Origin of the sequence: Janthinobacterium sp. EB271-G4-7A (assembly GCF_020858075.1) — a bacterium.
GTDB classification, from domain to species: Bacteria; Pseudomonadota; Gammaproteobacteria; order Burkholderiales; family Burkholderiaceae_D; genus Janthinobacterium; species Janthinobacterium lividum.
Map to the genome: position 1 here is coordinate 3502354 of NZ_JACYMI010000001.1, position 22189 is coordinate 3524542.

A 22189-nucleotide genomic window follows, 5' to 3' on the forward strand; every position below is an offset into this window, starting at 1 on the left:
AAACTTAATAACTCAACAACTTGATGACTTAACGCTCTGCAGCAATGATGACGATTTCAACCAGGCATGCCGGATTGGCCAGCTTCGCTTCCACCGTGGCGCGCGGCGGCGTGTGGCCGGAAGCCACCCAGTCGTCCCACACTTCATTCATGCCGGGGAAATCCTTCATGTCGGCGATGTAGATCTGGCACGACAGGATGCAAGTCTTGTCGCTGCCCGCTTCCATCAGCAAACGGTCGATGTGGCCGAGCACTTCGCGCGTCTGGCCGACGATGCCCTGCGTGGTGTCTTCCGCGATCTGGCCCGCCAGGTAGATGGTGTTGTTGTGTATGGCTACTTCGGAGAGGCGTTTGCCTACGTGCAGTCGTGTAATTTCCATGCTTCTTCTTTCGGTTGTTTCAAAATCTGTACAGCGTTATTGCTTGTTACCTTCTTATTTGCCCAGCAAAAACTTGCGGGCGATGGCGATCTGGTCATCGTGGACAAAAGTGGGCGCATGGCCCACGCCGGCGATTTCCACCAGCTCCGCCTTCGGGCCGCGGCCCAGCATGCTTTGCGCCGTTTCGTGCGACAGCAAATCGGATTCCGACCCGCGCACCAGCAAGGTGGGGCAACGCACGGCATCATACGCGGCCCACAGCATGGCTTCGTCGCTGGCCGCCGATTCCGGCGTGGCCGAGCGGAACGGCATGGCCAGTCCCATATCATAGTGGCGGCGCCAGTGGCCATCCTTATCCTGGCGCAACACATCCACCGCCAGTTTATGCCATTCCGCGTCCGTGTGCGGGCCGAAGCTGGCGGACACGTCGCGCACAAACTTGGCGCCCTGTTCAAATGTCTCGAAACGCAAGTCCTGGCCGATGTAGTCGCCGATGCGCTGCAAGGCTTCCGGCGCCAGGGTCGGGCCGATATCGTTCAGCACCAGCTTGCTAATCGGGCTGTTCGGCAACGATGCCAGGCCCAGACCGATCAAGCCGCCCATCGACGTGCCGAACCAGTCCACCGTCTGGCGCTCGCCATTGGCCAGCACGCGCGCCAGCAGGGTCACCATGTCGCTCACATATTGCGGCACGCGGTAGAACTGGGGATTGGCCAGCCAGCCCGAGCGCCCGCGTCCCACCACATCGGGGCAGATCACGCGGTAATCGCTGGCCATGGCGCGCGCCAGGTTGTCGAAGTCGTCCGCCACGCGCGTCACGCCATGGGCGCAGACGAGCACGTTCGGGTTGTCCGCCGCGCCCCACTCCTTGTACGACATGGTGTGCAAGCCTGCGGGGGAGATGCACTGGACGGATTTGATGCTCGCTTCGATCATGCCAATTCCTTATTCGATATAAAAAGAGCACCGCTTCCTGCCTGCCATGGGGTGTCCCGCGCGCGACGCTACGGCAGTGTAGCGCAGCGCGGGCAATGCTCCAAGCGCACGCCTGAAATGCTGCGCCGCAGCACGCCAGTCATGGCGCAATACCCGATATAGCGAAAATGCATATCTGCGGTTATCCACAATTGAGGCGGCCTGGCAATGAGTGGATGATCGCAGCATCAACCCGCAAGAGGAGACCACTCGTGAAAAAACCATTCTATAAAATCCTGTACGTGCAGGTGCTGTTCGCCATCGTGGCCGGCGTGCTGCTGGGCGTGTTTTACCCTTCCAACGCTGTCGACATGAAACCGCTGGGCGACGGCTTTATCAAACTGATCAAGATGATCATCGCCCCGGTGATCTTCTGTACCGTCGTCTCCGGCATCGCCGGCATGCAGGACGTCAAGAAGATCGGCCGCGTGGGCGGCAAGGCCCTGATCTACTTCGAAGTGGTCTCCACCTTCGCGCTGGCCATCGGTTTGCTGGTTGCCAACATCCTCAAACCGGGCGCCGGCTTCAACGCCGATCCGGCCCACCTGGACGCCAAGTCGATCGCGCAATACACGCACGCCGAAGGCATGACGACCATCGATTTCCTGATGAACATCATCCCGAAGACTTTCGTCGATGCGTTCGCCAAGGGCGACATCCTGCAAGTGCTGCTGATCGCCATCCTGTTCGGTTTCTCGCTGTCCCTGCTGGGCGAGCGCGGCCGTCCCGTCACCAAGCTGATCGACGAGCTGTCGCACGCCATCTTCGGCATGGTCAACATCATCATGAAAGTCGCCCCTGTCGGCGCGTTCGGCGCGATGGCATTTACCATCGGCAAATACGGCCTGGCTTCGCTGATCCCGCTGGCTAAACTGATGGGTTCGTTCTACCTGACCTGCTTCCTGTTCGTCTTCGTCGTGCTGGGCCTGATCGCCAAGTACACGGGCTTCTCCATCGGCCGCTTCTTGCTGTACATCAAGGAAGAACTGCTGATCGTGCTCGGTACCAGCTCGTCGGAATCGGCCCTGCCGGCCCTGATGAAAAAACTCGAGCGCCTCGGCTGCTCGAAACCGGTGGTCGGTCTGGTCGTGCCTACCGGCTACTCGTTCAACCTGGACGGCACCAACATCTACATGACCATGGCGGCCCTGTTCGTGGCACAAGCCACCAACACGGAACTGACGATCTGGCAAGAGCTCACCATCCTGGGCGTGGCGATGCTGACCTCGAAAGGCGCGTCCGGCATCACGGGCGCCGGCTTCATCACCCTGGCCGCCACCCTGGCCGTGGTGCCGACCATCCCCGTGGCCGGCATGGCGCTGATCCTGGGCATCGACCGCTTCATGAGCGAATGCCGCGCGCTGACCAATTTCGTGGGCAACGGCGTGGCCACCATCGTCGTGTCGAAATGGGAAAAAGAACTCGACATGGACAAGCTGCACAGCGAGCTGGCCCACCCCACCCACCCGACCGACGACGCGTATGTCGCCCCGGCCGTGAATATCGTCAAGTAAGCCGTACTCTTCATTGAAAAGCCCCGTAGAGCGATCTTCGGGGCTTTTTTCATGGCGCGCGCATCTTATCGCATCATCAACCCACAGTAAATCATGTATCAATATTTCACTGGATGATCAATGAATCAAAAACAATTACAGTTACAGCACTGTTCGCCCGCAAGCTCCCGCATAATGACATTGCGTTAATGCAAGCCTGACACCGAACCATCCTCACTTTTGAATGGAGTACGTCATGTCCCTCTCGCCCGCCTTCTACGCCACCTGGAGTCCACGCCTGCTGGGCGTGCTGCGCATCATCCTCGGTTTCCTCTTCCTGCAACACGGCACGGCCAAACTGTTCGGCGCGCCGCATGTGGCCATGTTCGACGGCCTGCAACTGTTTTCCGTGATGGGCGCGGCCGGCGTCATCGAGCTGGTCGGCGGCACCTTGCTGCTGGTCGGCCTGTTTACGCGCCCCGTCGCCTTCATCCTGTCGGGCCAGATGGCGGCCGCCTACTTCATGGCGCATGCGCCAGCCGGTTTCCTGCCGATCCTGAACGGCGGCGAAATGGCCGTGATGTACTGCTTCACCTTCCTGTATTTCGCAGTTGCCGGCGCCGGCGCCTACAGCCTCGACGGGCTGCGCGGCAAGGCCGGCGCATAAAAAAAGGGCGGACATCGCTGTCCGCCCTTTTATTCCATACAACAAGCCATTTATACGGCCGAAACGTCCAGCTCAGCGCCCGTGGCCTCTTGCACTTGTTCCTTGGTCACGCCCGGCGCCAGTTCCACCAGCTTCAGGCCGTTTTCCGTCACGTCGATGACGCCCAGGTCGCTGATGATGACGTCGACCACGCCTACGCCCGTCAGCGGCAAGTCGCACTGCTTCAGCAGCTTGTGCGACGTCGTGCCATCCTTGGCCGTGGCCACGTGTTCCATCAGCACGACGACGCGCTTGACGCCGGCGACGAGGTCCATCGCGCCGCCCATGCCCTTGACCATCTTGCCCGGAATCATCCAGTTCGCCAGGTCGCCCTTTTCCGACACTTGCATGGCACCCAGGATAGCCAGGTTGATCTTGCCGCCACGAATCATGCCAAACGAGTCGGCCGAGCTGAAGTAGGCTGCGCCGGGCAAGGCCGTCACCGTCTGCTTGCCAGCGTTGATCAGGTCGGCATCGACTTCCGCATCGGTGGGGAACGGGCCGATGCCCAGCAAGCCGTTTTCCGACTGCAGAAACACTTCGATATTCTCCGGCACATAGTTCGCCACCAGGGTCGGCAAGCCGATGCCCAGGTTCACATAAAAGCCATCCTGCAATTCTTTCGCCGCGCGCGCGGCCATTTCGTCTCTAGTCCAAGCCATGATGTTCTCCGTATTCTTTTTTATGCTTCAGTGCGCACGGTGCGCTGCTCGATGCGTTTTTCCGGATTCGCGTTGACCACGATGCGGTGCACGAAGATGCTCGGCGTGTGGACCTGGTCCGGGTCGATCTCGCCCACTTCGACCAGTTTTTCCACTTCGACGATGGTGATCTTGCCGGCCATGGCCACGTTCGGGTTGAAATTGCGCGCCGTCTTGCGATAGACCAAATTGCCCGCGCGGTCGGCCATGTAGGCTTTCACCAGCGACACATCGGCCACCAGGCTGCGTTCCATCACGTATTGCTCGCCATCGAATTCGCGCAGCTCCTTGCCGTCGGCAACGATGGTGCCCACGCCCGTCTTGGTGAAGAAGGCGGGAATGCCGGCGCCGCCGGCACGCAGTTTCTCGGCCAGGGTGCCTTGCGGCGTGAATTCCAGTTCCAGCTCGCCGGCCAGGTACTGGCGCGCGAATTCCTTGTTTTCGCCCACATAGGAGGCGATCATTTTCTTGATCTGGCGCGTGGTCAGCAGCTTGCCCAGGCCGAAGCCGTCCACGCCGGCGTTATTCGAAATGGCCGTCAGGCCCGTCACGCCCGAATCGCGCAAGGCGCCGATCAGGGCTTCGGGAATGCCGCACAGGCCGAAGCCGCCGACGGCGATGGTCTGGCCATCTTGGACGATACCGGCCAGCGCCGAGGCGGCGTCAGGATAAACTTTATTCATGGGTGTCCCTCTATCTTTTGTTAAGCTTTGGTCTTGAGTCCATGACTCAGGCAGCGACTCAGCATAAAATACGCGAGTGGAAAGTACAATACCGTAGAACTACCGGCGCCGTGCCGGCAATCCCCCTGTGAGAGTGATACGTATCAGATGAACGCCGCGTCAGCCATCGATTATGAAAGCATCTTCCTGCACGCGCCCGTGGGCATGTGCATGTCGGAAAACCGCATCATGCGCAGCTGCAACGAAGCGCTGGCAGCCATGTTCGGCTATGCGCGCGCCCAGCTGGACGACCAGTCGTTCGAAGTACTCTACCCCACGCACGATGAATTCCTGCGCACGGGTGACCGCATCATCCCCATCATGAACGCCAAGGGACGCTATTCGGACGAGCGCATCATGCGCCGCAGTAATGGTGAATTGTTCTGGTGCCACGTCACGGGCCACGCCATGCTGGCCGCACAGCCGCTGGGGCCGGGCATCTGGACGTTCGAGGATGTCAGCGAGAAACGTCCCGTGACGGCGGAGCTGACCCCGCGCGAGCGCGAAATCGCCGCCCTGCTGGTCGAAGGCAAGACCAGCAAGGTCATCGCCCGCCAGATCGACCTCAGCCCCCGCACGGTGGAAATGCACCGTGCCAAGCTGATGCGCAAGTTCGCCGCTTCGACCTCGTCGGAGCTGGTGCACAAGCTGGTGGGCTTGCAGCTGCAGCGCTAGGGCTGGTGCACAAGCCGGTGCCTTAGAAGGTACTCATTCCACCGTCTGCGGAAATAATGGCGCCATTGATGAAATGCGAATCCTCGCCCGCCAGCAACAGCAGCAGGCCGTCGAGGTCTTCCGGCTTGCCCGGACGTTTATTCGGCAGCATCTCGATCAGCTTCTTGCCCTGCTCGGTGGCAAAGTAATCTTCATTGATTTCCGTGGAAATGTAGCCGGGGCAGATGGCGTTCGTGTTGATGCCGTACTTGCCCCACTCCACGGCCATGGCGCGCGTCATGTGCACCATGCCCGCCTTGCTCATGCAGTACACGCCGATCTGCGGCAGGACCTGCAAGCCTGCCATCGAGGCGATATTGATGATGCGGTGCTGTTTCTTCGGGTCGCCCTTGGCGCGCGCGATCATGCGCTTGGCCGTTTGCTGGGCCACGAAGAACGATCCGCGCAGGTTGGTGTCCATCACGAACGAGTAATCTTCGGGCGTGACGTCGACCAGGCGTTGCGTGGTGGAGACACCGGAATTGTTGACGAGGATATCGATGGGGCCCGCTTCCGTTTCCGCATGCGCGATGGCCGACTTGATGCTGGCGAAATCGGTCACGTCGAGCGACACCACGTGCGCGGCGCCGCCGTCCGCTTCGATCTCGGCGCGCAATTCCTTCAGGCGTTCGGTGCGGCGCGACGCCAGCACGACCTGTGCGCCAGCCTGGGCCAGCACTTTCGCAAAGCGCGCGCCGAGGCCGCTCGATGCGCCGGTAATCAGGGCAATCTTGCCCTCGAAATTGACTTCTATGCCCACGAGCTACTCCTGTTTTATTTTAGACAACACTTTACGCCGTGCCACTGGCACAGGGGCAAAATACCCCGCATCGCACTTGAGCAAAGGTAAACGCCATCATTACACAAAATGGCCGGATTTAGATTGCGGCGAGGGGCAATGTCACGCAAAATGGCGCCAAAGTTGCAATCCTCGCCAAAAACAAGCACACTCGTGCTTAAATTTCCCCGATGATGCTTTATTCCCTATCCTTGCTACCTAATTGAGTGACTATAAATCGAGACCATGACACAGCCTAATAACTTAGTTGAACAGTACGGACCGCGCGAAACCATGGAGTATGACGTGGTGATCGTCGGCGGTGGCCCCGCAGGCTTGGCCGCGGCGATCCGCCTGAAGCAGCTGGCCGCTGAAAAGAGCCAGGAAGTGTCCGTCTGCGTGCTGGAAAAAGGCGGCGAACTGGGCGCGCATATCCTGTCGGGCGCCATCATGGACCCGAAAGCGCTGACGGAACTGATTCCAAACTGGAAAGAACTGGGCGCGCCCCTGAACACGGAAGTGACGGAAGACCGCATCCTGTTCCTGACCGAAACCAAAGCGTATAAAACGCCAGGCTTCGCCGTGCCGGCCTGCTTTGAAAACCACGGCAACTACATTGTCTCGCTGGGCAATGTGGTGCGCTGGATGGGCCAGCAGGCGGAAAACCTGGGCGTGGAAATCTTCCCCGGCTTCCCTGCCGCGGAAATCCTCTACAACGACGACGGCTCCGTGAAAGGCGTGGCGACCGGCAACATGGGCGTCAAGCGCGACGGTGAGCCGGGCCCCGACTTCCAGCTCGGCATGGAATTGCACGCCAAGTACACCCTGTTCGCCGAAGGCGCGCGCGGCCACCTGGGCAAGCAATTGATGGCCAAGTATGACTTGAACGCCGGCAAGGATCCCCAATCCTACGGCATCGGCATCAAGGAATTGTGGGAAATCGACCCGGCCCAGCACAAGCCGGGCCTGGTGATCCACTCGAGCGGCTGGCCGCTGGACACGAAAACCTACGGCGGCTCCTTCCTGTACCACCTGGAAAACAACCAGGTGATGGTCGGCTACGTGGTGGGCTTGAACTACGAAAACCCGTACCTGTCGCCGTACGAGGAATTCCAGCGCTACAAGACGCATCCGGAAATCCGCAAGTTCTTCGAAGGCGGCAAGCGCATTTCGTACGGCGCGCGGGCGATTGCGGCCGGCGGCCTGCAATCGCTGCCGAAACTGGTGTTTGCCGGCGGCGCGCTGATCGGCTGCGATGCGGGCTTCCTGAACATGAGCCGCATCAAGGGCAGCCACGCGGCCATCAAGAGCGGCATGCTGGCGGCGGACGCGGCCTTCGGCGCGCTGGGCGAACAGCGCCAGCACGACGAACTGACGAGCTACCCTGTCGCCTTTGAACAATCGTGGCTGCATGAAGAACTGCACGTGGCGCGCAACGTCAAGCCATGGCTATCGAAAGGCCTGTACCTGGGCAGCCTGATGACGGGCATCGACCAGCTGATCTTCCGTGGCAAGGCGCCATGGACCCTGCACCACTCGCATGGCGACCACGAATGCCTGAAACCGGCCGCCCAGTCGAAAAAGATCGTGTATCCGAAACCCGATGGCAAGCTGACCTTCGACAAGATGTCGTCCGTGTTCATCTCGAACACGAACCACGCGGAAGACCAGCCGATCCACCTGACGCTGAAGAACGCCAGCGTGCCCGTCGACGTCAACCTGGCCACGTATGCGGGTCCGGAAGCCCGTTACTGTCCCGCCGGCGTGTACGAGTTCGTGAAGAACGACGACGGCGCCGAACGCCTGCAGATCAATGCGCAGAACTGCGTGCACTGTAAAACCTGCGACATCAAGGATCCGACGCAGAACATCGTGTGGGTGACACCGGAAGGCGGCGGCGGGCCGAACTATCCGAACATGTAAGTTTCCCGCACGCCCCGGCTTCTTCGCCGGGGCGTTTTTCATACGGCCGCGATAAATTTCCTATTGGAAATTTTCCCATCGCTTCCCGCGCCAGTTACAATTCCCGCCACGGCAGCGGCCGACCTGGCCGGACAGCCGCACGTCGCATCACCCTCCCGCAACTTCACCGTCACAAAGAGCAATGTAGTGCAAATCACAACAGAAGCCAATTACACAGGCACCCTGCAAGATCATCCCCTCTCCGCCCACTTCACCGTGCTCGGCTATGCCGATGGCGCCAGCAGCACCTTGCCGCCGCAGTTTTTCCGCGACTGGCTCGACCAGGAGCCGGGCTTTGGCCATTTCTTCATCGGCCGCTGCTCCGGTTTCGGCGTCGGTTCGCAAGTGAAATACGACAGCGGCAAGCAAAGCCTGTGCGTGGGGCGCTTTGTCGCCGGCGGCGCGCGCCTGCGCTTCGTGCTGAATGGCCAGCATGAAATGCGCACGATATCGACCTATATGCTCGGCGTGCTGGGCGGCGGCCTGAAATCGGCCGAGCCACCGCAGTACGACGACACCGTTATCAAGAACGATGTCTGGATCGGCGATGAAGTCATGGTGTTGGGCGGCAGCGTGATTGAAAACGGCTGCGTCATCGGCGCGCGGGCGCTGCTGCCACCCAATTTCCGCTCCGAACCCTACGGAATATATGCGGGCTCGCCGGCGCGCCTGCTGCGCTACCGCTTTTCCGAAAAGGTGCGCGCCGGGCTGGTGGAACTGGCCTGGTGGGAAATGCCGCTGGCCTGGATACGCGCCAACAATGCCATGTTCATGGAAGACCTTTCCACGGATGAGGCAAAAGCGCTGCTGGTCATCGACATCCTGAAGACCAGCCGCAAGCAATGGGAACAGGAGCACGGCGCCATCGCCGTGTGAAGCCGCCGTCGGGGCGGCACTGCCATTCGCACAATATTTTCCGGTGCGCTGTGGCTTTGCGGGCACGCCGCTGCCAGCGGCGCATCGCCACGCAATAAAATTCCCATGGGAAAGTTTCTATTCCCCTCCCCAACAGTTACAATTCCAGCTGACCTTACTTTTCCCACTTGCCATGACCGATAGCGCCACCACTGAGATGCCTCTCGACAACGATCTGCAAGCAGCGCTTGCGGCGCACCAGGGGGGGCTGCTGGAGCAGGCAGAAGAGCTGTACCTGGCTATTTTGCAGGCCCAGCCTTATCACGCCATCGCCAATCACAACATGGGCTTGCTGGCGGGACAGGTTGGCCAATTCAAGGCCGGCCTGCCATACCTGCACAAGGCGCTGTCGGTGAATCCGGACGAAGGCCAGTTCTGGCTCTCCTACGCGGACGGCTTGCTGAAAGCGGGCGAGCGTGAGCAGGCGCTGGAAATCGTCAACGAAGCGATCACCCGCGGGCTGGACAACGAACAGTCGCAAACGCTGCGCAAGCGCGTGGAAACGGCGATTGCCGCCGCGCCGGGCGCACAGGAAATCCAGGCCGTCATCGACCTGTACCAGGCCGGCCGCCATGCCGAGCTGGAAGCGGCCAGCCGCGACCTGACGCAGCGCTACCCGCTCTCCGACTTTGCCTGGAGCGTGCTGGGCACCGCGCTGCAACAGCAGGGCAAGGATGCGCTGCAGGCATGGCAACGCACCGTGGAGCTGGCGCCGCACGACGCCGAAGCGCATGGCAACCTGGGCACCGCCTGCCAGGCGCGCGGCATGCACGAGGAGGCCGTCGCCAGTTACACGCGCGCGCTGCAGCTGAATCCGGACTTTGTCGAAGCTTATGGCAACCTGGCCGTGACCTTGCAGTCGCTGGGCCAACTGGAGCAGGCCGAGCAGGCTTACCGGCAGGCGCTGGCGCTGCGCCCCGATTATGCCAAGGCCCACTTCAATCTTGGCAATACGTTAAAGGCCATGCAGCGCAATGACGACGCCATCGCCAGCTACAAGGCGGCGCTGGCTCTGCTGCCCGGCGACGCGGAAGTCTACCTCAATCTCGGCAACGCCCAGCAAGACCTGAAACAATGGCAAGCCGCCATTTTCAGTTACCGCGCCGTGCTGCAGCTGGCGCCGCATAACACCGCCGTGCATGCCAACCTGGCCAGCGCGCTGCATGAAGCGGACGACTTCACGGGCGCAGCGGCCAGCTACCGGCGCGCCATCGAGGCAACACCGAACGAAGCCATGCTGTACAACAACCTGGCCCGCGCGCTGCAATCGCAGGGCCACGTCAGCGATGCCATCGCCGCCTATGAACAGGCACTGGCCATCGATGGCAACTTCGTGCAGGCGCTGAGCAGCCTGGGATTGCTGCAATGCCAGGAAAAAAATTATGCGTCGGCCATCGCCTTGTGCCAGCGCGCGCAGCTTCTGCAACCCGGCGATGCCCAGGCCTGCGGCCAGCTGGCCATCGTCTACGGCGCCGCCGAAGAGCAGGACAATGCGCTGCTGTACTTCCAGCGCGCGATCGACCTGGCGCCTGGCAGCGCCCTCGCCTACAACCAGCTGGGCGATTATTACAACACCATCCGCCGCTATGCCTTGGCCGTCGAAGCCTATCACGGCGCGACCGAGCGCGAACCGGACAACGACGAGGTACACAACAATCTCGGCGTAGCGCTGCAGGCACTGCAGCGCTACGACGAAGCCCATGCCGCCTATCTGCGCGCGCTGGAACTCAACCCGAAGAACGTCTCGGCCATGTGCAACCTGGGCTCCGTGTTCCAGGCGCAAAAAAACTATGCGCAGGCGCAGACACACTACCAGGCGGCGGTTGCGCTCGACCCCGCGTACGAGCGCGCCCACTTCGCGCTCGGCAACTGCCACGCGCTGACCAATGCGCCAACTGCGGCGCTGGAATGCTACCGCGCGGCGCTGGCCCTGAATCCCGACTTTCGCGACGCCTATGTCAACATCAGCGCCACCCTGAGCAATCTCGGCCGCATCGATGAAGCCATCGAAACCTGCCGCGCCGGCCTGAAAGTGTGCCCGCTGTGGGAGACCCTGTTCAGCAACTACCTGTTCCTGCTGTCGCACAGCGCCAAGCTCGATGCGGCCAGCCTGTTTGCCGAGCATCTGCGCTTTAGCGATACGTTCGAGACGCATGTGGCGAAAAGTGTCAAGGAGCACGGCAATGCGCGCGACCCGCTGCGCACCCTGAAAGTGGGCCTGGTCTCGGGCGACCTGCACAACCATCCCGTGCCACATTTCATCATCCCGGTGCTGGAGAATATCCGCGCCGAAGCGGGACTGTCGCTGCATGCCTACCATAACAATGCGCAGGATGACCACGTCACGCAGCGCTTGCGCGAAGTCATCCCCCACTGGCGCCAGGTCGAGCAGATGACCGACCTCGAACTGGCGCAGCAGATCCGCGACGACGGCATCGACATCCTGATCGACCTGTCGGGCCACACGGGCAAGAACCGCCTGCTGGTCTTTGCCAGCAAGCCGGCCCCCATCCAGGCCAGCTGGATCGGCTATCCGCTGACGACGGGCCTGCGCGCCATGGATTATTACCTGACCGATCCCTATTTCGCGCCGGACGGCATACTCGACAGTCAATTCACGGAAAAGCTGGTCCTGCTGCCGGCCTGCTCGCCGTTCCTGCCATCGGAATATGCACCCGGCATCCACCCTGCTCCCGCGCTGGCGAATGGCTACCTCACCTTCGGCAGCTTCAACCGCCTCAGCAAGATCAACCGCCAGGTCATCGCGCGCTGGTCCATGCTGCTGCGCGCCATTCCGGATGCCCGCATGCTGATCGCGGCCATGCCCACTTCCACGCCGTATCCGCTGCTCATGGACTGGTTCGAGGAAGAAGGCATCGCGCCGGAACGCCTGACCTTCGAGGGCCGCACGGGCATGACGCAGTTCATGGCAATGCACCATCGCGTCGATATCTGCCTCGACACTTTCCCGTACGGTGGCGGCACGACGACCTTCCACGCGCTGTGGATGGGCGTGCCCACCCTGACGACGGCTGGCGCCACCATGCCCAGCCGCGCCGGCACGTCGATCCTGCTGCAGGTGGGACTGGAAGAATTCATCGCCAAGGATGACGACGACTATGTGCGCAAGGCGCAGGCCATGGCGGCCAACCCAATGCTGCTGGGCGCCTACCGCTACAGCATGCGCCACCGCCTGGAACAATCGGCCATGGGCAACCCCAAGCTGATTACGGAAGGCCTGGAAAACAGCCTGCGTATCATGTGGCAGCGCTGGTGCGAAGGCTTGCCGCCCGTCTCGTTCGAGGCCCCCGTGGCCGTCCCCAACCCGCCGATTGGACTCGCATGAGCACGCAAAACAAGAAACCCGTGTATGTCACGCAGCCGCTGCTGCCTGACTTGCAGGACTTCCTGCCCTATCTGGAAACCATCTGGGAAAACAAGATCCTGACGAATGGCGGCCCGTTCCACCAGCAACTCGAACAGGCATTGTGCGACTACCTGGGCGTGAAATACATCAGCCTGTTCGCCAATGGCACCCTGGCGCTGATGACGGCGCTGCAGGCGCTGCGCATCAACGGTGAAGTCATCACCACGCCGTATTCGTTTGTCGCCACCGCGCACTCGCTGCTGTGGAACAGCATCAAGCCCGTGTTCGTCGATATCGATCCGGACAGCCTGAACCTCGACCCGGCCAAGATCGAGGCCGCCATCACGCCGCAAACCACCGCCATCATGCCGGTGCACTGCTACGGCCGGCCATGCGACGTCGCCGCCATTGAAAAGATCGCCGACAACTACAACCTCAAGGTGATCTATGACGCGGCACACGCGTTCGGCGTGCGCCACCAGGGAGGTAGTGTGCTCAACCATGGCGACCTGTCCGTCCTCAGTTTTCACGCCACGAAGGTCTTCAACACCTTCGAAGGCGGTGCCATCATCTCGCCGGACGCCAAGACCAAGCAGCGCATCGACCACCTGAAAAATTTCGGCTTCGTCGACGAAGTCACGGTGGTGGCGCCTGGCATCAACGGCAAGATGAGCGAAATCAACGCCGCCTTCGGCCTGCTGCAGCTGAAAAATATCGATGCGGCACTGGCCCAGCGCAAGGAAATCGATGCGCGCTACCGGCGCAACCTGGCGCCCGTGCATGGCATCGACTGCCTGCAGCCGGCGCTGGACGCCACCACCAATCACGCGTACTTCCCCATCCTCGTGCGGCCGGAATTTCCGCTGAGCCGCGACGCGCTGTTTGCCATACTGCGCGAAAACAATATCTATGCGCGGCGCTATTTCTACCCGCTCATCAGTGACTTCCCCATGTACCGCGGCATGCCATCGGCGGCGCCCGCCAACCTGCCCGTGGCCCGCAGAGCGGCGGAACAGGTGATTTGCCTGCCCCTGTACCCGACCCTGGAAACGGCGCAGATCGACGCCATCAGCGACCTCATCGCCATGCACGGGGCGCCAGCGGCGCTGCTGAAAACAGCATGAGAGTGGCCATCATGCAGCCGTATTTCCTGCCGTACATTGGCTATTACCAGCTGATCGCGGCGGCCGACCTGTTCATCGTGTACGACAACATCAAGTACACGAAGAAAGGCTGGATCAACCGCAACCGCATGCTGCTCAACGGGCAAGACGCGACCTTCAGCGTGCCGCTGAAAAATGGCTCGGACCAGCTGCACATCGGCGAGCGCGAGGTCTCGGCCCAGTTTGACGGGGAAAAGCTGCTGAACCAGCTGAAGGCGGCGTATGCGCGCGCGCCGCACTTCCAGGACATCTTTCCGCTGCTCGAAGCGGTGGTGCGCCACCCTGCCGCCAACCTGTTCGACTTCCTGCTGCACAGCCTGCAAGCGACCTGCCGCCAACTGGGCATCGACACGCCCCTGGTGCGCTCGTCCGGCATTGCCATCGATCATGGACTCAAGAGCCAGGACAAGGTGCTGGCCCTGTGCCAGGCGGTGGGCGCGCAGCGCTACATCAATGCATCCGGCGGACAGGAGCTGTACCAGGCGGAGGCCTTCCAGGCCCGCGGCATCGCCCTGGAATTCATCCAGCCGCGCCCGGCGAGCTATGCGCAGTTCGGCGGCGAATTCGTGCCGTGGCTGTCGATCGTCGATGCCATGATGTTCAATGCCCCGCAAACATTGCAACTTGCCATCCAGAATCAGTATGATGTCATTCATCCGCCTGCCTGACAGCGGCAGCGCGCAAGCATCAGCCCATGACGACCTCTAACCATGCCCGTGCAGGCATCCACGCCATGCCAGCCGTGGACGCGCCCGGCGCAAGCAAGGAATAACAATGATTCAATCCTCCCCACGCGAAGCGCCCTTCCGCTGGAAAAAACTCGGCAAGGTATTCACGCCCCAGGCCGTCGAAGGACGGCCCTGGCTGAAGGAATTTGCCCAGGCGCCTGCCACGCTCGTGTTCGACGACTACGTGCGCGTGTACTTCTCGTGCCGCCCAGGCCCCGACGCACAGGGCCAGTACGTCAGCTATTCAGCCTTTGTCGATCTCGAACGCAGCGACCTGTTCAAGATACGCCGGGTCAGCGAGCAGCCGATTCTCGCCCTGGGCGGCCTGGGCGAGTTCGATGAATTCGGCACCTATCCTGTCTCCGTGATCCGCGACGGCGGCCAGGTGCGCGCCTATTACGCGGGCTGGACGCGCTGCGAATCCGTGCCCTTCAACGTGGCCATCGGCGGCGCCGTCAGCGACGACGACGGCGTCACCTTCAGCAAGCTGGGCAAAGGTCCCGTGCTGCCCTACACGCCCGACGAGCCATTCGTCCTCAGCGGACCGAAGATCCGCCGTTTCGGCGACCTCTGGTACCTCTGGTATATCGCAGGCAGCAACTGGAAGATGGTCGATGGCCGCGCCGAGCCTGTCTACAAGATCCGCATGGCCACCTCCGACGATGGGCTGCACTGGAACAAGGTCAACCGCGACCTGATCGATAGCCGCGTCGAGGCCGACGAGGCGCAAGCCAGCCCCGACGTGTTTTATGCGAATGGCAAGTATCACATGTTCTTTTGCTATCGCTATAGCGGCAATTACCGCGGCAAGGAATTTGGCTACCGCATCGGCTACGCATCCAGCAGCAACCTGCTCGACTGGGTGCGCGACGACAGCAAGGCGGGCATCGACGTGGCCGAGGAAGGCTGGGATGCTGAAATGATCAGCTATCCGCATGTCTTCGAGCTCGACGGCAGCATCTACATGGCTTACCTGGGCGACCAGGTGGGCCGCCACGGTTTCGGCCTGGCCGTATTGGAAGGAAACCTCGCATGAGCAAGACCCTGCAGTGGAAAAAGCTGGGCCATATCTTCGATCCCGCCGAACACGTCCTGCCAAATGGCTGCCAGCACTTCGCCCAGTCGCCGCAGGCGCTGGTCTTCGACGACTTCGTGCGCATCTATTTCTCGACCCGCGCGGTGGACCCCGTGAACGGCAAGTACCTGAGCCATATCGCCTTCGTCGACATGCAAAAGGACTTGCGTACCGTCATTGCAGTGGCGCAGCAGCCCGTCATCGCCCTGGGCGCCCTGGGATGCTTCGATGAACACGGCATTTTTCCCATGAGCGTCATGCGCCATGGCGACGCCGTGTATGGCTACACCTGCGGCTGGAACCGGCGCGTTTCCGTGTCCGTGGATACCGCCATCGGACTGGCCATCAGCCATGACGATGGCCTCACGTTCGAACGCATCGGCCCAGGCCCCGTACTGGGCCCGTCCCTGCACGAACCCTGCCTGGTCGGCGATGGCTTCGTCAAGCGCATCGGCGACGTGTTCCACATGTGGTACATCTTCGGCACGGGCTGGCGCCGCTACAGCGCCGACAGCGCGCCCGACCGCACCTACAAGATCGGCCATGCCGTCTCCAGCGACGGCATCAACTGGACCAAGGAAGAGGCACGCCAGATCATCAGCGACCGGCTCGGCGCCGACGAAAGCCAGGCCCTGCCCACAGTGGTGACGATCGACGGACGCCACCACATGTTCTTCTGCTATCGCCAATCGTCGGATTTCCGTGTCAACAGCGGGCGCGGCTACCGCATCGGCCATGCCTGGTCCGACGACCTGGTCAACTGGACGCGCGATGACGAGCAACCGGCGCTGCACGGCACTGATGGCGCATGGGATAGCGACATGCAATGCTATCCGCACGTGTTCGAATGCGACGGCGCAGTCTACCTGCTCTACAACGGCAACCAGTTCGGCCGCCACGGCTTCGGCCTGGCCGTGCTGGAACAATGATGCCAGTGCTCGACTACCGGCACGGGCAAGCGGGTGAAGACGCGCTGCTGGCCCACTTCCTGGCCTGCGATGCCGGTTTTTTGGCCGCTTTGCGCGCGCGCACGGAGTTGGGCGCCTATGTCAGCAAGCTGCATGCGCGGGCACTGCGCTACGAGGCGTGGTCGGGTCCGCGCCTGGCGGGCTTGCTGGCCGCCTACCAACACGACGCGTCGGCAACCGTCCACATCAGCAATGTCAGCGTACTCAGCGACTTTTGGCGCCTGGGCATCGCGGGCCGCCTGCTGGAACTGTGCCTGGAACAGGCGCGCCGCGATGGCATGCGGCACGCCTCCCTGGAAGTGGCCGGCGACAACCATGCCGCACTTGCCCTGTATGGCGCAGCGGGGTTCCTGCCGGCCGGCCCGGCGGAAGGCACGATGCTGCGCATGCAGCTACAACTAATTCACCCATAGCGAGACCGCCATGACCAATACACGTGATTACAATCAAGAAATGATCGACAGCCAGGCCAGGAAATATGCGTACGGCTTCGATTTCGATGTCATGCATCCCTATATGCTGACGTCGTTCCAGCCTTTTTTCCGCCCTGGCAGCCTGCTTGAATTGGGCAGCTTCAAGGGCGACCTGACGCGGCGCCTGGCCAGCCACTTCGACGACATCACCTGCGTCGAGGCGTCCGAAGTGGCCGCCGCGGAGGCACGCGCGAAACTGGGCACGGCGGCGCAGATCATCGTCTCGCGCTTCGAACAGGCCGTCCTGCCGCGCAAATATGACAATATCGTGCTCACGCACGTGCTGGAACATATCGATGATCCCGTTGCGGTGCTCAAGCGCATCAATGACGAATGGCTGGCCGACGGCGGCAGTTTTTTCCTCGTCTGCCCCAACGCGAACGCACCGTCGCGCCAGATCGCCGTCAAAATGGGCTTGATCAGCCACAATACGGCCGTCACACCGGCCGAGGCCGAACATGGCCACCGCTGCACCTACACGCTCGATACCCTGGAACGCGATGCGCGCGCCGCTGGCCTGAACGTGGTGCACCGCTCCGGCATCTTCTTCAAGGCCCTGGCCAATTTCCAATGGGATCGCTTGCTGCAGACAGACATCATTTCTCCCGCCTACCTGGATGGCTGTTATCAATTAGGCCAGCAATATCCGGATTTATGCTCGAGTATTTTCCTGCTCTGCACGCGCGGCCCCACGGCACCGGCACCAGCGGTTTGAGCCGTCAGTCGATATGCGGGGAAAAAATAAAAATATTTCCTCATTGCATTTAATAAGTGCCGCGGCCCGGTCGTCTTGTACTGATAGGAGCAGCTAAAAGTCGCTCCTCACCGCAACCACCCAATTAGGAATGACACCATGCTGAGCCTTCACACCAACGCTGCCTCCCTGTCGGCACAAAATTCGATCACGAATACCCAATCCAAACTGTCGACTTCGATGACGCGCCTGAGCACCGGCTTCCGCATCAACTCGGCAATGGACGATGCTGCCGGCCTGCAAATCGCAACCCGCCTGAAAGCACAAACCAGCGGCATGACCGTTGCGATGAACAACACGCAAAACAGCACCTCGCTGCTGCAAACGGCTGAAGGCGCGTTCGCCGAAGTGACCAACATGCTGGTACGCATGAAAGACTTGGCAACCCAGGCAGCCGATGCCTCGTCGACCGCCAACGACAAGACCGCCATGCAAGCTGAATACAATGCATTGGGCCAGGAACTGTACAACGTCATGACCAACACCACGTTCGGCGGCACCAAGCTGCTGGGCGACGGTTCGGCTGCTACGGCTGGCACGCTGTCGGCATCGATGACGTTCCAGATCGGCGCCAGCTCGACCGAAAAAATGAGCTTCGACGTTTCCGGCAACCTGACCTCGCTGAACGCAGCTCTGACGGGCCTGAGCACCAACTTCGCCGCTGCCGCATCGACCGGCGCCACGGAACTGACCGCCACCGCCAACGCCACCATCGGCAAGCTGGCCGCCGCCATCGACAGCGTCAGCACCGTGCGTTCGGCACTGGGCGCGACGGCTAACCGTCTGGACCACGTCAACACCAACTTGTCGAACATCGCCACCAACACCAAAGCCGCTACCGGCCGCATCATGGACACCGACTTCGCTACCGAAAGCTCGAACATGACGTCGTCGCAAATGCTGCTGCAAGCTGGCACCGCGATGCTGAAACAAAGCAACAGCATGTCCTCGATGGTCATGTCCCTGCTGCAATAATAGTGACTTGGCCGCTCGCGGCCAGTCTCTCGAAGCCAGACTCCGGTCTGGCTTTTTTTTCGTGCGCAGCTGGCGCAAGCATGCCGCAACACGGGCCAAACAGGCCGGCGGAGCAAGAAATGGCATTTATTTCAAAAAATTTCCTTAAAGCATTTAATTAAGGTGGCGGCACGGTCGTCTTGTACTGATAGGAGCAGCTAAAAGTCGCTCCTCACCGCAACCACCCAATTAGGAATGACACCATGCTGAGCCTTCACACCAACGCTGCCTCCCTGTCGGCACAAAATTCGATCACGAATACCCAATCCAAACTGTCGACTTCGATGACGCGCCTGAGCACCGGCTTCCGCATCAACTCGGCAATGGACGATGCTGCCGGCCTGCAGATCGCAACCCGCCTGAAAGCACAAACCAGCGGCATGACCGTTGCAATGAACAACACGCAAAACAGCACCTCGCTGCTGCAAACGGCTGAAGGCGCGTTCGCCGAAGTGACCAACATGCTGGTACGCATGAAAGACTTGGCAACCCAGGCAGCCGATGCCTCGTCGACCGCCAACGACAAGACCGCCATGCAAGCTGAATACAATGCATTGGGCCAGGAACTGTACAACGTCATGACCAACACCACGTTCGGCGGCACCAAGCTGCTGGGCAACGGCGCAGCCGGCAATGGCACGCTGTCGGCTTCGATGACGTTCCAGATCGGCGCCAGCTCGACCGAAAAAATGAGCTTTGACGTCTCCGCCAATCTGAGCGCGCTGAATACCGCCCTGAGCGGCTTGAGCACGAACTTCTCGTCGGCAGGCACGACGACTTCCACGGAACTGACCGCTTCCGCCAATGCCACCATCGGCCTGCTGGCTACCGCCATCGACAGCGTCAGCACCGTGCGTTCGGCACTGGGCGCGACGGCCAACCGTCTGGACCACGTCAACACCAACTTGTCGAACATCGCCACCAACACCAAAGCCGCTACCGGCCGCATCATGGACACCGACTTCGCTACCGAAAGCTCGAACATGACGTCGTCGCAAATGCTGCTGCAAGCTGGCACCGCGATGCTGAAACAAAGCAACAGCATGTCCTCGATGGTCATGTCCCTGCTGCAATAATAGTGACTTGGCCGCTCGCGGCCAGTCTCTCGAAGCCAGACTCCGGTCTGGCTTTTTTTTCGCCTGCCGTGTCTGGCATTTCCCGCATATTGAACTAAATTGCCATCACGTTTAACGATGTTGCCGGCATAGTCGCCTATACAAGGTAGAACACCGAACAATCGCCTACTGGAGCCGCCGCGTGCTGAGCATTCATACCAATACTGCCGCACTGTCAGCCCAGCGGGCCATGGGCTGGGCCCAGCAAATGCTGTCGACGTCGATGACGCGCCTCTCCACCGGTTTTCGCATCAACTCGGCCATGGACGATGCGGCAGGCTTGCAGATCGCCACCAGGCTGAGCGCCCAGACCAGCGGCATGGCAGTGGCCATGCGCAACACGCAAAACAGTACCTCCCTACTGCAGACGGCCGAAGGCGCGTTTGGCGAAGTCACCAGCATGCTGGTGCGCATGAAGGACCTGGCCACCCAGGCGGCGGACGCCTCGTCGAACCAGAAGGACCGCGAGGCCATGCAGGGCGAATACGATGCGCTGGGCGCCGAGCTGTACAACGTGATGACAAACACCCGCTACGGCGGCACTTTATTGCTGGGCAACGGCAGCGCCGGCAAGGGCACCCTGTCGCAAGCCATGACATTCCAGATCGGCGCCACCGGCAGCGAGACCATGCAGTTCAACGTGGCGGGCGACATGGCCGGCCTGGATGCCGCCCTGCAGGCGATCTCCGTCAATTTCGCGCCGGGCGCCACAGCCGGCAGCGAATTTACCAGCAACAGCAGCGCCAACGGCATGATCGACATGCTGGCGGCGGCCGTCGACAAGGTCGGCAGCGTGCGTTCGGCGCTGGGCGCCACCGCGAACCGGCTCGGACACGTCTACAACAACCTGTCGAACATGATCACCAATACCAGGGCCGCCATCGGCCGCATCATGGATGTCGATTACGCGGCCGAAAGCGCCAACATGACCTCGGCCCAAATGCTGCTGCAAGCGAGCACGGCCATGCTCAAGCAAAGCCAGAGCATGAGCAAGCTGATTCTTTCTTTATTACAATAGTGACTGGCAGGGCGCGATGGCGGATCGGATGAATATGTATCAGCAGGAAGCAATGGCATGGCGATAGACCGCATCTCATCGGGCAACCCGGTGCCCCTGATTACCCAGCGCTTCGACGTCAGCCCCGCGACGCCGATGGTGCCGGGCGTGGTCCAGCCGCTGGTGCCCATCGGCCCCTACATGGCGCCAGCGCCCGACGCCGGCACCCTGCCCGCCCAGCTGCAACAGAAAGGACAGGACAGCCTGGCGTCCCTCATCAAGCCGAATGCCGATGGCACGGGCGGCGCCATGCCGCGCGACAGCAGCGCCATGCAGGTCAATCAACTGTTCTTCACGCGCCAGCTGGTCTGGCAACCGCCCGACGCGGCGCAGCTGGCCGCCTCGTGGCGCGTGATGGTCAAGACGTATGGCGAGCAATATGCGGCCCTGCAGGAGCAGGCGCGCGGCCAGCACGTGCCGGGCAACCTGTTCATGGCCGAGCAGCAACCGGCCCTGCTGCGCGAAGGCGCCCGCCCGCCCTTGAGCGTCGACAGCGAAGCATGGCGCTTCGCCGTATATGGCTGGGGCGGCCAGCGCCTGCTGCTGCGCGTGCTGGCCAGCGACGAAGACGAAGATGCAACGCCCAGGCGGCGCGGCAAGGCGGCGCTGCGCGTCGAACTGATCATCATCGGCATCGGCCGGGTCGTGATCCAGATGGAGCCGGCCGGCGACGGCGTACTGCTGGAACTGGCCGCCGACGAGGAAGCCGCATTGCGCCATTTGCGCCTGGCCCTGCCCGAGATCGCCGACGCCGTGCGGCGCGCGGGCCTGCGCGTGGTGCGCTGCCGCCTGAACCGCCAGCTGCATGCCCAGCGCGTGCACGGCAACTACCCGATGCAGGCGGGCGCCGCCTCGCTGTCGCTGGCCCTGTTCCGCGCCATGGCCGAAGTGGCGCTGCTGCTGACGCAACCGGAAGCGGAAGCGGCGGCCAATCCCGATGCGCCCGCTGCCAGCGAAGCCGCGGCGGCGGCCGAAGAGGAAACCATCGCCGTCTCGAAGGAAGTGGCGGCGCCGCTCGGTTACGACTATGGCGACGACGAAGAGACGGCACAAGGCGGCACCGTACTGCTGCTGGCCGACGGCCAGGAGCACGACCTGCTGCCGCCCATCGACGAACAGGATTGACGCAA

Annotated in this window: 21 protein-coding genes; 16 read left to right on the forward strand and 5 right to left on the reverse strand. The window is 61.6% G+C overall.

Annotated features, from left to right (window positions below):
- Positions 1–28 precede the first annotated feature (28 nt).
- Positions 29–379: a RidA family protein gene (locus tag IGS58_RS15675; RefSeq protein WP_230521988.1), complete on the reverse strand. Its 351-nt coding sequence runs from the start codon at positions 377–379 to the stop codon at positions 29–31.
- A 54-nt stretch (positions 380–433) separates the two neighbouring features.
- Positions 434–1315 (reverse strand): alpha/beta fold hydrolase, encoded by an 882-nt coding sequence (locus IGS58_RS15680; protein ID WP_034784211.1) that lies wholly within the window; start codon positions 1313–1315, stop codon positions 434–436.
- A 215-nt stretch (positions 1316–1530) separates the two neighbouring features.
- On the opposite strand from IGS58_RS15680, the gene IGS58_RS15685 reads away from it, so the two are divergent.
- A complete protein-coding gene (locus tag IGS58_RS15685; protein WP_230521989.1) occupies positions 1531–2868 on the forward strand; it encodes a dicarboxylate/amino acid:cation symporter in 1338 nt (445 codons plus the stop codon).
- 235 nt (positions 2869–3103) lie between these two features.
- Positions 3104–3514 (forward strand): DoxX family protein, encoded by a 411-nt coding sequence (locus tag IGS58_RS15690; protein WP_230521990.1) that lies wholly within the window; start codon positions 3104–3106, stop codon positions 3512–3514.
- Between the two features lie 50 nt (positions 3515–3564).
- Here the strand turns inward: IGS58_RS15690 and IGS58_RS15695 are convergent, their stop codons facing one another.
- Positions 3565–4215: a CoA transferase subunit B gene (locus tag IGS58_RS15695; RefSeq protein ID WP_034784214.1), complete on the reverse strand. Its 651-nt coding sequence runs from the start codon at positions 4213–4215 to the stop codon at positions 3565–3567.
- Positions 4216–4235: 20 nt separating this feature from the next.
- On the reverse strand, positions 4236–4937 hold the full coding sequence (locus IGS58_RS15700; RefSeq protein WP_230521991.1) for a CoA transferase subunit A: 702 nt from the start codon (positions 4935–4937) through the stop codon (positions 4236–4238).
- Between the two features lie 147 nt (positions 4938–5084).
- Between IGS58_RS15700 and IGS58_RS15705 the strand changes: the two genes are divergently transcribed.
- On the forward strand, positions 5085–5651 hold the full coding sequence (locus tag IGS58_RS15705) for a LuxR C-terminal-related transcriptional regulator (RefSeq protein ID WP_034784217.1): 567 nt from the start codon (positions 5085–5087) through the stop codon (positions 5649–5651).
- 22 nt (positions 5652–5673) lie between these two features.
- Here the strand turns inward: IGS58_RS15705 and IGS58_RS15710 are convergent, their stop codons facing one another.
- Positions 5674–6450 (reverse strand): SDR family oxidoreductase, encoded by a 777-nt coding sequence (locus IGS58_RS15710; protein ID WP_034752351.1) that lies wholly within the window; start codon positions 6448–6450, stop codon positions 5674–5676.
- A 264-nt stretch (positions 6451–6714) separates the two neighbouring features.
- Between IGS58_RS15710 and IGS58_RS15715 the strand changes: the two genes are divergently transcribed.
- The 13 genes from IGS58_RS15715 (at position 6715) to IGS58_RS15775 (ending at position 22184) form a co-directional block, all read left to right on the forward strand.
- Positions 6715–8391, forward strand: coding sequence for an electron transfer flavoprotein-ubiquinone oxidoreductase (locus tag IGS58_RS15715; protein WP_174718100.1), 1677 nt, complete (start codon positions 6715–6717; stop codon positions 8389–8391).
- Positions 8392–8577: 186 nt separating this feature from the next.
- Positions 8578–9306 carry an acetyltransferase gene (locus tag IGS58_RS15720; RefSeq protein WP_230521992.1) on the forward strand — a complete coding sequence of 243 codons (729 nt, stop codon included), beginning with the start codon at positions 8578–8580 and terminating at the stop codon, positions 9304–9306.
- 172 nt (positions 9307–9478) lie between these two features.
- Positions 9479–12691: a tetratricopeptide repeat protein gene (locus tag IGS58_RS15725; protein ID WP_230521993.1), complete on the forward strand. Its 3213-nt coding sequence runs from the start codon at positions 9479–9481 to the stop codon at positions 12689–12691.
- Positions 12688–13836 (forward strand): dTDP-4-amino-4,6-dideoxy-D-glucose aminotransferase VioA, encoded by a 1149-nt coding sequence (gene vioA / locus IGS58_RS15730; RefSeq protein ID WP_230521994.1) that lies wholly within the window; start codon positions 12688–12690, stop codon positions 13834–13836. Before IGS58_RS15725 ends, vioA begins: the two co-directional genes overlap by 4 nt.
- On the forward strand, positions 13833–14543 hold the full coding sequence (locus tag IGS58_RS15735) for a WbqC family protein (RefSeq protein WP_070253611.1): 711 nt from the start codon (positions 13833–13835) through the stop codon (positions 14541–14543). The genes vioA and IGS58_RS15735 overlap by 4 nt, the downstream gene beginning before the upstream one ends.
- Positions 14544–14649: 106 nt before the next feature.
- Complete coding sequence (locus IGS58_RS15740; RefSeq protein ID WP_070253613.1) at positions 14650–15639, forward strand: glycosylase; 990 nt, start codon at positions 14650–14652, stop codon at positions 15637–15639.
- Entirely contained in the window at positions 15636–16607 is a 972-nt protein-coding gene (locus IGS58_RS15745) for a hypothetical protein (protein WP_034784225.1), read from the forward strand. The genes IGS58_RS15740 and IGS58_RS15745 overlap by 4 nt, the downstream gene beginning before the upstream one ends.
- Positions 16607–17059 carry a GNAT family N-acetyltransferase gene (locus tag IGS58_RS15750; protein WP_230521995.1) on the forward strand — a complete coding sequence of 151 codons (453 nt, stop codon included), beginning with the start codon at positions 16607–16609 and terminating at the stop codon, positions 17057–17059. The genes IGS58_RS15745 and IGS58_RS15750 overlap by 1 nt, the downstream gene beginning before the upstream one ends.
- A gap of 10 nt (positions 17060–17069) precedes the next feature.
- On the forward strand, positions 17070–17834 hold the full coding sequence (locus IGS58_RS15755; protein WP_034784226.1) for a class I SAM-dependent methyltransferase: 765 nt from the start codon (positions 17070–17072) through the stop codon (positions 17832–17834).
- Between the two features lie 138 nt (positions 17835–17972).
- Positions 17973–18848 (forward strand): flagellin N-terminal helical domain-containing protein, encoded by an 876-nt coding sequence (locus IGS58_RS15760; RefSeq protein ID WP_070253616.1) that lies wholly within the window; start codon positions 17973–17975, stop codon positions 18846–18848.
- Between the two features lie 242 nt (positions 18849–19090).
- Positions 19091–19963, forward strand: coding sequence for a flagellin N-terminal helical domain-containing protein (locus tag IGS58_RS15765; protein ID WP_070253617.1), 873 nt, complete (start codon positions 19091–19093; stop codon positions 19961–19963).
- Between the two features lie 181 nt (positions 19964–20144).
- Positions 20145–21020 (forward strand): flagellin N-terminal helical domain-containing protein, encoded by an 876-nt coding sequence (locus IGS58_RS15770; RefSeq protein ID WP_230521996.1) that lies wholly within the window; start codon positions 20145–20147, stop codon positions 21018–21020.
- A gap of 57 nt (positions 21021–21077) precedes the next feature.
- Complete coding sequence (locus IGS58_RS15775; protein WP_230521997.1) at positions 21078–22184, forward strand: hypothetical protein; 1107 nt, start codon at positions 21078–21080, stop codon at positions 22182–22184.
- Positions 22185–22189 lie beyond the last annotated feature (5 nt).